Source organism: Methanococcoides sp. NM1, assembly GCF_900774285.1.
Taxonomy (GTDB): domain Archaea; phylum Halobacteriota; class Methanosarcinia; order Methanosarcinales; family Methanosarcinaceae; genus Methanococcoides; species Methanococcoides vulcani.
The window spans coordinates 171,687-185,182 of record NZ_CAAGTW010000003.1 but is presented as its reverse complement, the minus strand read 5'-3'; the positions used below and the strand labels follow the sequence as shown (position 1 = coordinate 185,182).

The window sequence follows — 13,496 nt, the reverse complement described above, 5'->3', positions numbered from 1 at the left end:
GAATCAATGAAAAATGAGGAACTGTCATGGACAACAAGAATATTTCGATCATACACCCACGACCAAGCTCCATCGTGGCCGCATTGTATACTTTGAGGGACCTGGACGTTGATGTTGCAATACTTCACGGTCCGCCGGGATGCTCTTTCAAGCACGCAAGATTGCTGGAAGAGGATGGGATACATGTTGTAACAACAGCCCTTGATGAAACTGGTTTCGTTTTCGGAGGACATGATGCACTTGTCAATATACTCCATAAGGTAAACGATATGTTCCACCCAAAGCTCATCGGGGTTGTGGGTACCTGTGCAAGCATGATCATAGGCGAGGAAATGCATGAACCTGTAATGGAAGCCAATCTTGATGTACCTGTAATTGAAGTGGAAGTTCATGCAGGATACAGGAACAACACTAAAGGTGTGCTCTTTGCACTGGAATCTGCCCTTGATGCAGGCATCATCGACAGGGAGGAATTCAAGAGACAGCAGCACCTTCTGGAAGAAGCGACCAATGTTGAACTGCGCCATGGTGCTGCAAGTAAGGAATACCTTGCACCATCCCGTGGTGATGTGAAGTACAAGGTAGCACAGAGGATCATCGAGCTGCTTAAAGAAGGAAAACGTGGAATTACCATCATGAACGCCAAGAAAGAGACCGGATACATGTTCGCAGATATCACACTTGCTGTGAACGAGGTCGCTGAGCAACTTGGCAAAGCTGATAATATCATTAACATGGCTAACATCGACCAGAACCTGGGACTTCCAAGGGTACGCCATCATGCAGAGTGCATTATGAAGGACTTTGAGGAAAAAGGTCTGAAGGTCCATGAGATCATTGGCGGCCTGGACGAGTATCCGGTTGCAGGAACTACCATAGACCAGCTGATACAGGAGAAATACAGCGACTATGACTTTGCTGTTATCACCGGAGTTCCACACGCCATACCAATGGACCATCTCTCTGACATGGAGATCATCTCTGTCACCAACGGACCAAGACAGGTACTGCCTCTCAAGGAACTTGGACATGAACATGTGCTCGTGGAGATCGACCTTCATCCGAAGACACTTGGTGTCAACCATATCGTAGAATCAGAGTTCGGAGCCACATTGAGGGAAGTTGCAAAGGAATCACTTTAAACGGAGCATTCACAGATGAACGTACATAAAAGAATAGCTATCTATGGAAAAGGCGGTATCGGTAAATCCAGTACCGCATCCAACGTTGCAGCTGCCTGTGCAGATGAAGGATACAAAGTAATGATCATCGGCTGTGACCCAAAGAGCGACTCATCCATCACATTGCTTGGAGGCAAGCGCATACCAACCATTCTAGACCTTCTGCGTGACGGGGTCGATGTGAAAGAAGAAGATGTGATCTTTAAAGGCTACAAAGGCGTACAATGCGTGGAAGTCGGCGGTCCTGAGCCTGGAATAGGATGCGCAGGACGTGGTATTATCGTTGCCATCCAGACCCTTAAGAAGATCTCAAAATCACTTAATGAAATGGACCTCATCATCTATGACGTCCCCGGAGATATCGTATGTGGCGGCTTTGTCGCACCTATACGCAAGGGACTTGTGAAGGAAGCCTACGTCCTGACGTCCGGTGAATACATGCCCCTCTATGCAGCGAACAACATCTGCAGAGGACTTGCAAAGATCAACACACCACTTAGCGGAATAATCTGCAACTCCCGCAGTGTCAGCCGTGAAGAGGAGATAGTCACAAAGTTCGCAGCAGAGATCGGAAGCGAGCTTATGGCATTCATCCCAAAGGAACAGATAGTGCAGGACTGCGAAAGGGATGGATTTTCTGTTATAGAAAAAGCACCGGATTCCAATATAGCACAGATCTATCGCAAACTTGCAAAGGCCATCATGGAAAGGGACACTTCGGTCATGCCAAAAGCCCTTGACGATGAACGCCTTAGAGAACTTACAAGGTAAAAAGAGAACATCTCATGCCAGCAGAAACAGCGGACAGAAAAATGGACATGCCAAGAATTCTCCTGGCAGCCGACAGGTCATCTTCAGGCAAGACCACCATCACAGCAGGACTTCTTGCAGCCCTCACTTCAAGAGGCTACAGTGTGCAGCCATTCAAGGTCGCCCTTGACTACATCGATCCAAGCTACCATTCCGAGATCACCGGTCGGCGGGCACGCAACATTGACGGGTACCTCATGGAAGAGGAAGGAGTACTTGATGTGTTCACACATGCATGCGAGGTCGATGGGAAAGCCGATATCGCTGTTATCGAAGGTGTGAGAGGACTTTTCGAAGGACTGGAAAGCCTTGGTGAGATCGGGAGCACTGCCCAGATAGCCAAGATGCTTAACTGCCCGGTCATATTGATAATCAATGCCCGCAGTATCACACGTTCTGCCGCCGCCCTTGTCAACGGCTACAAGAACTTCGATCCTGATGTCAACATCGTCGGGGTGATACTGAACAACATCGGCGGCATGAGACATGCCAGCAAAGCAAAGGAAGCTGTGGAACACTTCACAGGCCTCCCTGTGCTGGGAATAATCCCAAGGGACAATGCAATGCAGATATCCATGCGTCATCTGGGACTTGTTCCGGCCATTGAAGAGAGACGCCGGATAAATGATCTTGATGAGCGTATCGCTGCCATTGAAAAGAGGGTATCTGAAGGCATAGACATCGATAAAGTGCTGGAGCTTGCAAGACAGGCTGAAGCCGTGGAAATACCGAAAACTTCCGTGTTCACATCACGCAAATTGGAAGGTCAAGCCCCCGTGATCGGAATTGCACTTGATGAGGCATTCAACTTCTACTATCATAACAATCTTGAGCTTCTGGAGCTTGCAGGAGCCAGGATCGAGTATTTCAGCCCTATTCATGACAGCCATCTACCGGATGTAGACGCCCTTTATCTTGGAGGCGGGTATCCTGAACTTTTCGCTTCCGAGCTGGAAGCAAACGAGAGCATGAGGCAGGATATAAAACAGGCATCCGAGAACGGACTTCCCATATACGGGGAATGCGGCGGCCTGATGTATCTTACAGAGCGTATTACCACAGGCGTTAAGGACGAGGGAACTTACCATATGGCAGAAATGCCAGAGTCCACACATGAGATGGTGGGAGCACTTCCCGGCCATTCACTGATGGGTCACAAACGTGTGGTCAGCTACAATATCGGAGCACTTGATGTGGATACGATCATTGGCAAATCCGGAAATTCGTTCATCGGACATGAGTTCCACCATTCCGAGATAACTGAGATACCATCCGACGCAAAGTTCGCGATAAAACTTTCACGGGGAACCGGGATAAAAGACGGATGGGATGGCCTGATCACAAATAATACACTTGGAGCATATGCCCATCTGGAAGCAGTTTCATACAGGGAATTTGCCACATCTTTTGTGGACTCGGCAGCAAAATACAGGAGTGAAAAAGCTTGAGAGCAGAGATAATCAAAGACCGTGTACTTGTAGAGAAGAAAGCAATAAACGAACTTTACAATACAGGTTATTACGGCAGGCCCAAGGACAACGGGCTGGAACTTACACTTATTGAAGCTGCCTATCTTGCATACCGCGGGAAGATCAAAGTGGAAAATGAGGGCAAAGTGCTTGATTTTGCCGGATTATTCAAGACAGCATCAACCCTGCAGCCAGCATTCGAGCTAAAGTACATTGTTTACAAGGACATCAGGGAAAGAGGATTCTACGTCCAGCCCGGAGTTACTGATTTCCGGGTCTACCCGCGTGGAAGCCATCCTGGAAAAGGTGCTGCAAAACAGTTCGTCTATGTCAGGTCTGAGAGGATACCAATGCCACTCAAGGACCTCCTTCGATCGCTGAATGCAGCGGAAAATGTCCGCAAACAGATGATACTTGCGATCGTGGATGAAGAAAGTGACATCACGTTCTACGAGGTAAAGAGACCGAGGATAAAAGGAGGAATGGGAGATACGCTTTACCCGGACATCACTGCCGATGCCACGTTCCTTGAGGACAGGGTCATAATCTGGGATGAGGACGCATCCACCACGCTCTTTGAAAATGGTTTCTATGGCAAACCACTTGATAAGCAAAGGCTACAGCTTTCACTTGTGGAATCACGCTACCTGATGCAAAACAACGTGATCAATATCATGGACCGTCAGGATAATGCACTGGATAGCGAGTCGTTCACAGAGATCGCTTCGAAGATCGAACCCGAGTTTCTCCTGAAGAGCAGTGTATACACAGACCTTCGTGAGAAGGGAGTCGTGCCGAAAACAGGATTTAAGTTCGGCAGTCATTTCCGTGTTTATGCACAGGTGGAATCACCTGCAAAGATACCTCACTCGGAATATCTGGTACATTCAATTCCGTCAGACCATGAATTTGCACTGCCTTTAATGTCAAGGGCCATCCGCCTTGCGAACAGTGTCAGGAAAAGCATGCTATATGCAATTCCTACAGAAGCTGGTATCGACTACATCGATATCGGAAGAGTGAAGATGTGATCATCTTCATAATCACTTTTCCAAAATAACATTTATTAAGTACCTTTTCGAATCATTTGCTATGGAAGCACTTTATCTGAAAGACTGTTACGTCAAAGAATTCGAAGCTACTGTGACGAGTGTGAAGGACGGCAAATTCGTTGTTCTTGACAGGACTGCTTTTTATCCAAAATCCGGAGGTCAGCCGCATGACACCGGAGTTCTGATCAATGAAGGGAAGGAATACAAGGTTGTCTTCACGGGGAAGTTCGATGGGCAGATCAGCCATGAGGTCAGCGAACCCGGACTAAAAGAAGGAGATAAGGTAAAGGGGATCATTGACTGGGACAAGCGTACCCTGTTCATGAACTACCATACCGCATCCCATATTCTCAGTGCCATCATACACAATGAGACCGGTGCGAAGATATCCGGAAACCAGATCGCAGAGGAAAAAACACGTGTGGATTTCAATCTGGAGAACTTTGACAGGGACCAGATCAGCTCATACGAAGCAAAGGTCAACGACGTGATCGACAGGGCACTGGATGTGAAAATCGACATCCTTCCAAGAGAAGAAGCACTTGCAATACCTTCCGTGGTCAAGCTCAGGGATGCATTCCCTCCAGAGATAGAAGAAATACGTGTGATCAGAATTCCTGATGTTGATGATCAGGCATGTGGCGGAACACATGTCCGAAATACCGGAGAGATCCCACACATAGAGATATTCAAGGCAGAGAATAAAGGAAAGAACAACAGGAGGATCTATTTCAGATTCACCTGATCACTTTTTTGGGATGACTATTTTGCCCTTCATTTTTCCTCGGTGCTCTTCGCCATTATACTAACATCAATCATCATTTTCCTCGAAGTATCTTCTCACAAGCAGTACAAGACTTGAACCAAGCAGTACCAGCAGGAAAATTGCGATAATCATGCCTTCGAGAGTAAAGTCCTGCCACGAATGAACCGACACCCACATCCCACTGCGGGTAACAAATGTCGCGAATATGACCAGTATGAAAGACACCACTGCAAGCATCGGCGCAAGGAACCTGTATTCCCCTTGCTGGACCCTTGTCTGGGAATGAAGATAAGCAGTCGCAGTTATCCATGGGATCAATGATGAGGTTTCCACAGGGTCCCATGTCCAGTACCATGCCCCCCATCCAAGGACCTCGTATGCCCAGAAGCCACCAAGACCAATACCTGCTGTAAGGAAAAACCATGCTATCCTCATCCAGTCCCTTGATATCTTGATCCATCTTTCATCATCGATTAGCAGTGTAGCAAAGGCAGCTGCAAATGGAAGGGTAAAAGCTGCATAGCCAAGGAACAGTACCGGAGGATGGACTGCCATCCAGGGATTTCTCAGAAGCGGGTTCATACCCTGTCCGTCCACAAGCGGGTATGCTGATACAAATGGGTTCCAGTTGGAAATTTCGACGTATGCACCTACATCCCCATAATACATGGAGAACGGATTCTTCAATACCAGCAACATAAGGAAAACTGTAACGATGCACAGGCATATTGCACGTGTGATGTTCATTAGCCTGGTATCGGACAGCTCTTTTGTGTGGCCTGTATACTGCATTGCCAGAAGCATCAGCAGGGTGAACCATGTCCAGAGCAGGAATGAACCTTCCTGGCCTGCCCACAATGCGGAAAGACGATAGACAAATTCAAGGTCGATGCTTGAATGCATGTAGACATAAACATAGGATGCTGATGCCGTTAGCAGGTAGTAGGTAAGCATCAGGATGGCGAGTGTAATGACCGCGGTGCAGCCCAACTCAAGCTTTCTGGAAAGTGAACCTGCATTAGCATTATTTGTACGCAGATGGATGATGGAATATATCGCTGAGCCGGCACCCAGAATGAAGGCCATCCATATGAGGATCATTCCAAAGTTCATTTCTTCCCCCCCTTCCGGCTTTCTGAAGCCTTTTTCCTTGTTCCTTTTATCTTAGCCATAGGAGTTGTTACCTTTCCGTCAGCTGAATAATCGATCACTCCAAGAACTATCATACCGGCGAGCATCAGGAACAGGCCACCCCAGATGAATGTGATGAACGGTACCGTTCTCACATATATGCTGACCTCGCCACTGGTCTCGTTAAGTGCTTTGGGGGCGATGAACAATTCTTCGAATATACCGCGATGTACGTAGGTGGTTGTGTACGTCTGACCCCATTTGAAATCGGTGATGTATTTGACCTGTCCGCTATCAAAATAAACGCCTTTTTTGTAGACATCGAAATCCACATAGGTTGCATAGGAAGAACCAGAATACTGCTTATATTGGGAGCCTTCGAAAGTGGAATCCATTCCGGTCATCGAAACCATATAGTTCTGCCCTTCGAACTAACCGGCAGAATCCATTGAAACCACAGCAGAACCATCTACTTTCAAATTACTGCTGGCAACGATCCCTATGAGGATCAGAATGATCCCGAGATGGATCACATGTGCACTGACACTGCGCAGTTTCATTGCACGGGAATCCCTTTGCAGAGACATATATATTTTATAGGATGTAGCGACCAGAGCCATGCTCACCACAGGCACGGCCAAATCAAGAGGAAGGTTTCCAAAAGGAGATAGAAAAGCAAATGCAATGGAGATCGCCACTGTGAGACCACCAACGAACAACGTTCTCTTAGCATCGAAATAACCATAAAGCAAACCCATCGTAAGCAATATTACCAGGGCTGCTGTGGGAAGAGCACTCCTGTTGTTAAAATACTCAGCAGTCATGCCCATCTCAACGCCTGTGGTCAGCCTGACTATAAGTGGGGTCAGCATGCCCACTGTTATAAGAGCAGCAAGGAGCAGCATGGTCAATACTGCTGCCAGCATGATGTTGCTGCTGTTTACGAGGTCTTTGCTTTCTTTCATGGAATTCACAATTGTAATTTCTATTAAAATATGTATCGGTACTATCCCGGATCATTACATTTCTCTGGAAAAGAAAAGCTAAAAGACGGTAATGACCCGCCTTTAAAGAAACTCGCTTTTTGATTCAGTCTACCTTCGTGAACTTTGAATGTACGGCTCCGCATACCGGACACCTTTCAGGTGCTTCACCTTCTACAGTATATCCACAGATTTCACAGACATAATAGTCAACTTCTTCATTGCTACCCATATTGTCCAGGGCTTTCTGGTAGAGTTCAGCGTGGACCTTCTCGACCTGATTTGCCAGATCAAAGCTACGGACAGCTTTTTTATTGCCTTCTTTTTCTGCTTCTTCTATAAAGGCAGGATACATTTCGCTGAATTCCATGGTCTCGCCAGCTATTGCTTCCTGAAGATTTTCTTCAGTGCTCTTGACCTCTCCCATGACCCTCAGATGATTGTGAGCATGTACCGTTTCTGCAGCAGCTGCAGCCCTGAACAATTTGGCGATCTGTGAAAAGCCTTCTTTGTCAGCCATTTTTGCAAAAGCAAGGTACTTCCTGTTTGCCATTGACTCGCCGGCAAACGCTTCTTTCAGATTTTCCATTGTACTCATAATATGCCTCCACTTTTTTACTATATTGCAAGATAACTGGGTACATATCAAATATATGATTAATGGAAGGAAGAATCTAAAGAAGAATGAGTGAATGAAAGAAAGAAAGGAAGAAAGGAAAAAAGAGAGGAAGAGAAGTAGGTAGAGAAAGAAATAGAAGTGGATATTAGAGTTGGTTTTATATAGCAATGAAGCAGATTAGAGCAAAACCTACTGAGTTGATAACACGATCGAGCTAATTGTTCTTGCAATATGGTTAATGCTTCCTGCATATATTCCAAATCCTTTTGCAGCTGTCTTTGGAGGCGGCAGGCCCATCGATGGAGGAAAAACAATGTCCGACGGCAGACGAATCCTTGGAGATGGAAAGACCTTCCGCGGTTTCTTTGCAGGGCTTATATGCGGCACTCTCGCAGGACTATTACAGATGCGACTGATCGAAAGCTACCCGGTAATACTGGGAGCACAACTTCCCACATTCGGAACAGGTGGACTGAACTCTACCATCGTTGTGTTCGCGCTTGCCTTTGGTTCCCTTTTCGGGGATATGTTCATGAGCTTCTTCAAGCGGCGTATGGGATTAAAACGCGGAGCTCCGCTACCTGTTGTAGACCAGCTTGATTTCGTCATGGGAGCATGGTTATTTGCCTACCTTGCATCACCCTACTGGTTCTCCGAACAATTCACATTCAAGATCATATTAGTTATACTGATCATCACGCCCCTGCTCCACCTTGTGACGAATGTCATAGGATATTTCATGGGTGTCAAGAAAGAACCATGGTGAAAACACCAGAAAAAAGGAAAGGATCACAATGACAACATCATCAAACGATAAGGAAGAGCTTATAGATGCACTCAAAGCCTGCGGGGCTGTCAAGTTCGGGGACTTCACACTTGCATCAGGAAAGAAGAGCAAGTATTATATCGACATCAAAAAAGCCAGTTCCGACCCGGGCACATTGAAGATAATTGCAAAGCAGGCTGCTGCAAAGATCAAGGAAATGGACATCGATATTGTTGGTGGTGTGGCATTGGGTGGCGTTCCAGTCGCCACAGCCGTATCTCTTGAGACGAACATGCCACTCCTGCTAATACGCAAATCTGCCAAAGAGTATGGTACCGGCGGCAGGTTCGTAGGTGATGTTACAGAAGGTGACCGGATCATCCTGCTTGAAGATGTGACCACCAGTGGTGGTTCCGTTCTGGAGGCCATCGGTGCCATACGTGAAGCCGGATGTATCATTGATAAAGTGATCACTGTTGTGGACCGTGAAGATGGTGCAACAGAGAACCTCAATGAGATCGATGTTAAGCTGATCCCTCTTGTGCGTGCAAGTGATCTGCTTGCTGATAACTGAAAATATAACTGCAGTAGTGAATTTGCACTGCTGCAACAGCCTTTTTTGACTTGATTTAACATTATAAATTTTTGCTGTTCGCATTATAAATAGATGCAGCTACATAGCCTATACCGGAGTGGGCTTAGCAGTATTCGTTTTGAAGTATCAAAGTGGAAACTACCTTTATAAATACCAGTATCTCAAATATACCGACACTGACCATAATTTAGAGCTAATGAGTCCCTCTACCTACTGACCGAACGACCTACAAAATAAAGGTGATAAAATGTTCTGTTACCAGTGTGAAGAAACAATGAACGGAGAAGGCTGCACAAAGAACGGAATGTGCGGTAAGAAAGGTGAGGTCGCAGACCTTCAGGACGACCTCATCTATGTGCTTAAGAGCATTGCATTCTACAACCAGAAAGCAAGAAAGGCAGACATTTCTGAAGAGAGCACTGATGATTTTATGTTCGATGCACTGTTCTCAACCATAACGAATACCGATTTCAGAGCGACCGGAATTCAGGACCGCATTGACAGAGGATTCAAGCTTCAGGATGAGATCAAGCAGAAACTTCTGGATAACAATGCACTTGATGAGAACGATCTGCCCGAGATCGCAACTTTGAACCCTGAAAACCTCAAGGACAGGAATACCGGCATACTTGCAACAGAGAACGAAGATATCCGATCATTAAGAGAACTGTTGATCTTTGGTATCAAAGGAATTGCAGCATATGCACATCATGCTATGATGCTTGGGCATACCAATAAAAAAGTTAATTCATTTATAGAAGAAGGCCTTGTGGCAACTACGGATGACGGCCTAACTGATAAGAACCTCATGTCACTGGTCCTAAGATGTGGGGAAAAGGGTTTTGATGTAATGGCAACACTTGACATGGCAAATACCACTACATTCGGACATCCAGAACCTACGCAGGTCAATATTGGAACAAGAGGCAATCCCGGAATTCTCGTAAGCGGTCATGATCTAAAGGACCTGAAACAACTATTGGATCAGACTGAGGGAACCGGTGTCGATGTCTATACTCACGGTGAGATGCTGCCTGCAAACTCATATCCTGAATTTAAAAAGTACGAACACCTTGTCGGGAACTATGGTGGTTCATGGTGGCATCAGAAAAAGGAGTTCGAAAGCTTCAACGGACCTATAGTGATGACAACTAACTGTATCGTACCTCCAAAGAATACATATCTTGACAGAATATACACTACCGGTTCAGTTGGTTTTGATGGGGTTGCACATCTTACCGGAAAGGACGGACAAAAAGATTTCTCAGCGATAATCGAACAGGCTAAGAAATGCGAACCCCCTGTCCAACTTGAAGAGGGAACTATCATGGGCGGTTTTGCTTACAACTCCGTACTCTCTGTTGCAGACAAGGTCGTTGATGCCGTCAAAGCAGGCAAGATAAAGAAGTTCATTGTCATGGCAGGATGTGACGGACGCCACAAGGACAGGCAGTATTATACGGATTTTGCAGAAGCACTGCCAAAGGATACTGTCATACTTACCGCCGGATGTGCGAAATATCGCTACAATAAACTTAACCTTGGGGACATTGATGGAATTCCAAGGGTACTGGATGCAGGACAGTGTAATGATTCATTTTCACTGGTCATCATTGCACAAGGACTTATGTCCAGACTTGGATTTACAGATGTTAACGAAGCACCGATCTCGTACAATATCGCATGGTACGAACAAAAGGCAGTCCTTGTGTTGCTTGCCCTGTTAAGACTTGGAATACAGGATATTACCCTCGGACCAAAGCTTCCGGCCTTTGTGTCACCGAATGTCCTCAACGTGCTGGTCGATGAGTTCAACATAACTTTGAACACCACCGTAGAAGAGGATATGGAGAGACTCTTAAAATAAACATTGATTAATGGAGACGAGGAAATTATGAAAATTGTAGATTTGGAGAAAGCACCTGAGAAAGAAAACCCTCACAAAGTACTTGCTAAAGGACTCCTTGATACCGATCAGGCACAGGTCGTACACCTTGAGCTTAAACCCGGAGAAGCCCTTAAGTTACACAAAACACCAATGAACGTGTTCTTCTATGTGCTCGAAGGGACCGGGATTGTTGTGATCGGAGATGAGGAAGAAACGGTCTCAAAGGATATGCTTATCGAAAGCCCGAAAGCAATACCTCATTTATTGAGGAATGAAAGTGATAGCCTGTTCCGTTTCCTCGTTGTAAAACTGAAAGAGTGAAGAAATCATATGTAGAGGTCAGTCTTAAATCTAAGAAGACCTCTAGATTTTTTTTTATTGTTGAATTTACGATCTGATTCTTTTGTAATTAGTTAATATCAGACAGTTATCTCGCCTACGCTTATATTACCATTATATACTATTATACGAGGATTGTTCCATAGATGATAATTTATGGTCATATTTATGGTCATATTTATGGTCATGTTTTTGGTGGTATTGTTGTCCAACGTAGCACAGACCGTGTATCTGTATTCTCCTCAAGAGAAAACAGATCTTGGCACCATATACAGCGGCTTTGAGTATGAACAGTTTTTGCGGGAAACCATTTCGTGTTCACTCCAGATTTAATTAGAAAGCTATTGGACTTCATTAGATAGAAATGTACGATGATTCGATTGTTTTTTATAATGAAGCGGAGATATCAGCCCAAATTAACGAAATGCAGACATTAACAAAGCAACCATGTCGGAAACTATTTATTTAATACAAAGAAAACTAGCTCCCTTAATAGATTTAAATAAACAGATCAACGTTATTTTTCAATAATATAATAAAATAAATTTATTATTAATATCGATACATTTTTTGATCAAATGAGGTTATACAGATGAATGTTCTAATCGTTGGTGGCGGCGGCAGAGAAAATGCTATTGCAGATGCTGTTGCAAGAAGTGAACGCAAACCCACTATGTTCTCAGTGATGGCAAAGAAGAATCCGGGAATTGCCAGCTTGTGCGAAGATGTCCTTTTGATTAAAGAGACAGAAGTGGAAAAGGTAGTCGAGTACGCAAGATCAAAGAACATAGAGATCGCGTTTATCGGGCCGGAAGCACCTCTTGCAGCCGGTCTTGCGGATGCCCTTGAGGATGTCGGGATCGGAGCAGTGGGACCCAGGAAAGATGTCGCACGTATCGAGTTCGACAAGGCATGGGCACGCAATTTCATGAGGGACAACAACATCGAAGGCTGTCCTGCATTCAAGGTATTCTCCAGTGAGGAAGGACTTGAGGAATATATTGAGGAATTAGGCAACGTTGCGATCAAGCCTGCAGGACTTACCGGTGGCAAAGGTGTCAAGGTCATGGGTGACCAGTTGCCTGACACAAAGGCTGCTTTTGAGTATTCAAGATCACTCCTTGATAGTGACAATGTCGTTGTGGAAGAGAACCTGATCGGTGAGGAGTTCACATTACAGGCATTTGTTGATGGAAAGAACCTTGCATTCACACCATGTGTGCAGGACCACAAACGTGCCTTTGAGAACGACCTTGGACCAAACACCGGTGGAATGGGATCATATTCCAACTCAGATGAGCTTCTTCCTTTCATGAATGTTGATGATATCGAACCTGCAAGGGAGATCATGAAGGCAACCGTGAAAGCACTCCATGAAGCAACAGGCACACCATTTAAAGGAATCCTTTACGGGCAGTTCATCCTTACAAAGGAAGGACCAAAGGTCATCGAGTTCAATGCCAGATTCGGTGACCCGGAGGCAATGAACGTACTACCACTCCTCGATACCGACATGGTGGATGTCATGTCCGCAGTTGCCAATGGAACACTTGATGAACTTGAAGTGAAATTCGCTCACAAGGCAACTGTTTGTAAGTATGCGGTACCTGCAGGCTATCCTGACGAACCGACAAAGGACAAGGAAGTCGTCGTTGGCGATATCGGTGATGCGATATTATTCTATTCAAGTGTATATGAGAAAGATGGAAAAGTCTATACAACCGGTTCCAGGGCTGTAGCTGTTGTGGGTATCGAGAACACCATCGATGAAGCTGAGAAGATCGCCCAGAATGCACTTGAGAACATTATTGGAGACCTCCATTTCAGAAGTGATATTGGAAAGCCTGAGCTTATCCAGAGAAGAATAGACCACATGGAAGAGATCCGTGGTTAACTC

Annotated in this window: 14 protein-coding genes; 10 read left to right on the top strand and 4 right to left on the bottom strand. The window is 45.5% G+C overall.

The features are described from left to right. Window positions 1-26: 26 nt before the first annotated feature. From cfbD to alaXM, 5 genes are all read left to right on the top strand, one after another. A complete protein-coding gene (gene cfbD / locus E7X56_RS04425) occupies window positions 27-1,142 on the top strand; it encodes a Ni-sirohydrochlorin a,c-diamide reductive cyclase catalytic subunit (protein WP_135605223.1) in 1,116 nt (371 codons plus the stop codon). Window positions 1,143-1,157: 15 nt separating this feature from the next. After that, a complete protein-coding gene (gene cfbC / locus E7X56_RS04420) occupies window positions 1,158-1,952 on the top strand; it encodes a Ni-sirohydrochlorin a,c-diamide reductive cyclase ATP-dependent reductase subunit (RefSeq protein WP_135605221.1) in 795 nt (264 codons plus the stop codon). 14 nt (window positions 1,953-1,966) lie between these two features. After that, window positions 1,967-3,439, top strand: coding sequence for a Ni-sirohydrochlorin a,c-diamide synthase (gene cfbB / locus E7X56_RS04415; RefSeq protein ID WP_135605219.1), 1,473 nt, complete (start codon window positions 1,967-1,969; stop codon window positions 3,437-3,439). Further along, window positions 3,436-4,491, top strand: coding sequence for a tRNA-intron lyase (endA, locus tag E7X56_RS04410; RefSeq protein ID WP_135605217.1), 1,056 nt, complete (start codon window positions 3,436-3,438; stop codon window positions 4,489-4,491). Before cfbB ends, endA begins: the two co-directional genes overlap by 4 nt. 61 nt (window positions 4,492-4,552) lie before the next feature. Beyond that, window positions 4,553-5,257, top strand: coding sequence for an alanyl-tRNA editing protein AlaXM (gene alaXM / locus E7X56_RS04405; protein ID WP_135605215.1), 705 nt, complete (start codon window positions 4,553-4,555; stop codon window positions 5,255-5,257). A 66-nt stretch (window positions 5,258-5,323) separates the two neighbouring features. Here the strand turns inward: alaXM and ccsA are convergent, their stop codons facing one another. From ccsA to E7X56_RS04390, 4 genes are all read right to left on the bottom strand, one after another. Continuing rightward, on the bottom strand, window positions 5,324-6,391 hold the full coding sequence (gene ccsA, locus E7X56_RS04400) for a cytochrome c biogenesis protein CcsA (RefSeq protein WP_135605213.1): 1,068 nt from the start codon (window positions 6,389-6,391) through the stop codon (window positions 5,324-5,326). Beyond that, a complete protein-coding gene (locus E7X56_RS12060) occupies window positions 6,388-6,822 on the bottom strand; it encodes a hypothetical protein (RefSeq protein ID WP_244603398.1) in 435 nt (144 codons plus the stop codon). Before E7X56_RS12060 ends, ccsA begins: the two co-directional genes overlap by 4 nt. Window positions 6,823-6,840: 18 nt before the next feature. Next, window positions 6,841-7,374 carry a cytochrome c-type biogenesis CcmF C-terminal domain-containing protein gene (locus E7X56_RS12055; RefSeq protein ID WP_244603397.1) on the bottom strand — a complete coding sequence of 178 codons (534 nt, stop codon included), beginning with the start codon at window positions 7,372-7,374 and terminating at the stop codon, window positions 6,841-6,843. Window positions 7,375-7,498: 124 nt separating this feature from the next. Continuing rightward, on the bottom strand, window positions 7,499-7,990 hold the full coding sequence (locus tag E7X56_RS04390; protein WP_210409243.1) for a rubrerythrin family protein: 492 nt from the start codon (window positions 7,988-7,990) through the stop codon (window positions 7,499-7,501). Between the two features lie 259 nt (window positions 7,991-8,249). Here E7X56_RS04390 and E7X56_RS04385 point away from each other — a divergent pair, with 259 nt between their 5' ends. The 5 genes from E7X56_RS04385 to purD all read left to right on the top strand — a co-directional run bounded on the left by E7X56_RS04385 (window position 8,250) and on the right by purD (window position 13,493). Further along, window positions 8,250-8,777, top strand: coding sequence for a CDP-2,3-bis-(O-geranylgeranyl)-sn-glycerol synthase (locus E7X56_RS04385; RefSeq protein ID WP_244603396.1), 528 nt, complete (start codon window positions 8,250-8,252; stop codon window positions 8,775-8,777). A gap of 28 nt (window positions 8,778-8,805) precedes the next feature. Further along, window positions 8,806-9,351 (top strand): orotate phosphoribosyltransferase, encoded by a 546-nt coding sequence (gene pyrE / locus E7X56_RS04380; RefSeq protein WP_135605362.1) that lies wholly within the window; start codon window positions 8,806-8,808, stop codon window positions 9,349-9,351. Window positions 9,352-9,619: 268 nt separating this feature from the next. Further along, a complete protein-coding gene (gene hcp / locus E7X56_RS04375) occupies window positions 9,620-11,239 on the top strand; it encodes a hydroxylamine reductase (protein ID WP_135605209.1) in 1,620 nt (539 codons plus the stop codon). A gap of 27 nt (window positions 11,240-11,266) precedes the next feature. After that, window positions 11,267-11,581: a cupin domain-containing protein gene (locus tag E7X56_RS04370; protein ID WP_135605207.1), complete on the top strand. Its 315-nt coding sequence runs from the start codon at window positions 11,267-11,269 to the stop codon at window positions 11,579-11,581. A gap of 610 nt (window positions 11,582-12,191) precedes the next feature. Beyond that, the gene (purD, locus tag E7X56_RS04365; RefSeq protein WP_135605205.1) at window positions 12,192-13,493 is read left to right on the top strand and encodes a phosphoribosylamine--glycine ligase; all 1,302 of its coding nucleotides are present in this window, start codon (window positions 12,192-12,194) and stop codon (window positions 13,491-13,493) included. Window positions 13,494-13,496: the final 3 nt, after the last annotated feature.

What these genes read in the sequence shown, in the direction of transcription:
- alaXM (WP_135605215.1), top strand. Translation starts at nt 4,553, where the DNA reads ATGGAAGCACTTTATCTGAAAGACTGTTACGTCAAAGAATTCGAAGCT.
- E7X56_RS04385 (WP_244603396.1), top strand. Translation starts at nt 8,250, where the DNA reads ATGCTTCCTGCATATATTCCAAATCCTTTTGCAGCTGTCTTTGGAGGC.
- E7X56_RS04370 (WP_135605207.1), top strand. Translation starts at nt 11,267, where the DNA reads ATGAAAATTGTAGATTTGGAGAAAGCACCTGAGAAAGAAAACCCTCAC.
- hcp (WP_135605209.1), top strand. Translation starts at nt 9,620, where the DNA reads ATGTTCTGTTACCAGTGTGAAGAAACAATGAACGGAGAAGGCTGCACA.
- cfbB (WP_135605219.1), top strand. Translation starts at nt 1,967, where the DNA reads ATGCCAGCAGAAACAGCGGACAGAAAAATGGACATGCCAAGAATTCTC.
- cfbD (WP_135605223.1), top strand. Translation starts at nt 27, where the DNA reads ATGGACAACAAGAATATTTCGATCATACACCCACGACCAAGCTCCATC.
- pyrE (WP_135605362.1), top strand. Translation starts at nt 8,806, where the DNA reads ATGACAACATCATCAAACGATAAGGAAGAGCTTATAGATGCACTCAAA.
- cfbC (WP_135605221.1), top strand. Translation starts at nt 1,158, where the DNA reads ATGAACGTACATAAAAGAATAGCTATCTATGGAAAAGGCGGTATCGGT.
- E7X56_RS12060 (WP_244603398.1), bottom strand. Translation starts at nt 6,822, where the DNA reads ATGGTTTCGATGACCGGAATGGATTCCACTTTCGAAGGCTCCCAATAT.
- E7X56_RS12055 (WP_244603397.1), bottom strand. Translation starts at nt 7,374, where the DNA reads ATGAAAGAAAGCAAAGACCTCGTAAACAGCAGCAACATCATGCTGGCA.
- purD (WP_135605205.1), top strand. Translation starts at nt 12,192, where the DNA reads ATGAATGTTCTAATCGTTGGTGGCGGCGGCAGAGAAAATGCTATTGCA.
- ccsA (WP_135605213.1), bottom strand. Translation starts at nt 6,391, where the DNA reads ATGAACTTTGGAATGATCCTCATATGGATGGCCTTCATTCTGGGTGCC.
- E7X56_RS04390 (WP_210409243.1), bottom strand. Translation starts at nt 7,990, where the DNA reads ATGAGTACAATGGAAAATCTGAAAGAAGCGTTTGCCGGCGAGTCAATG.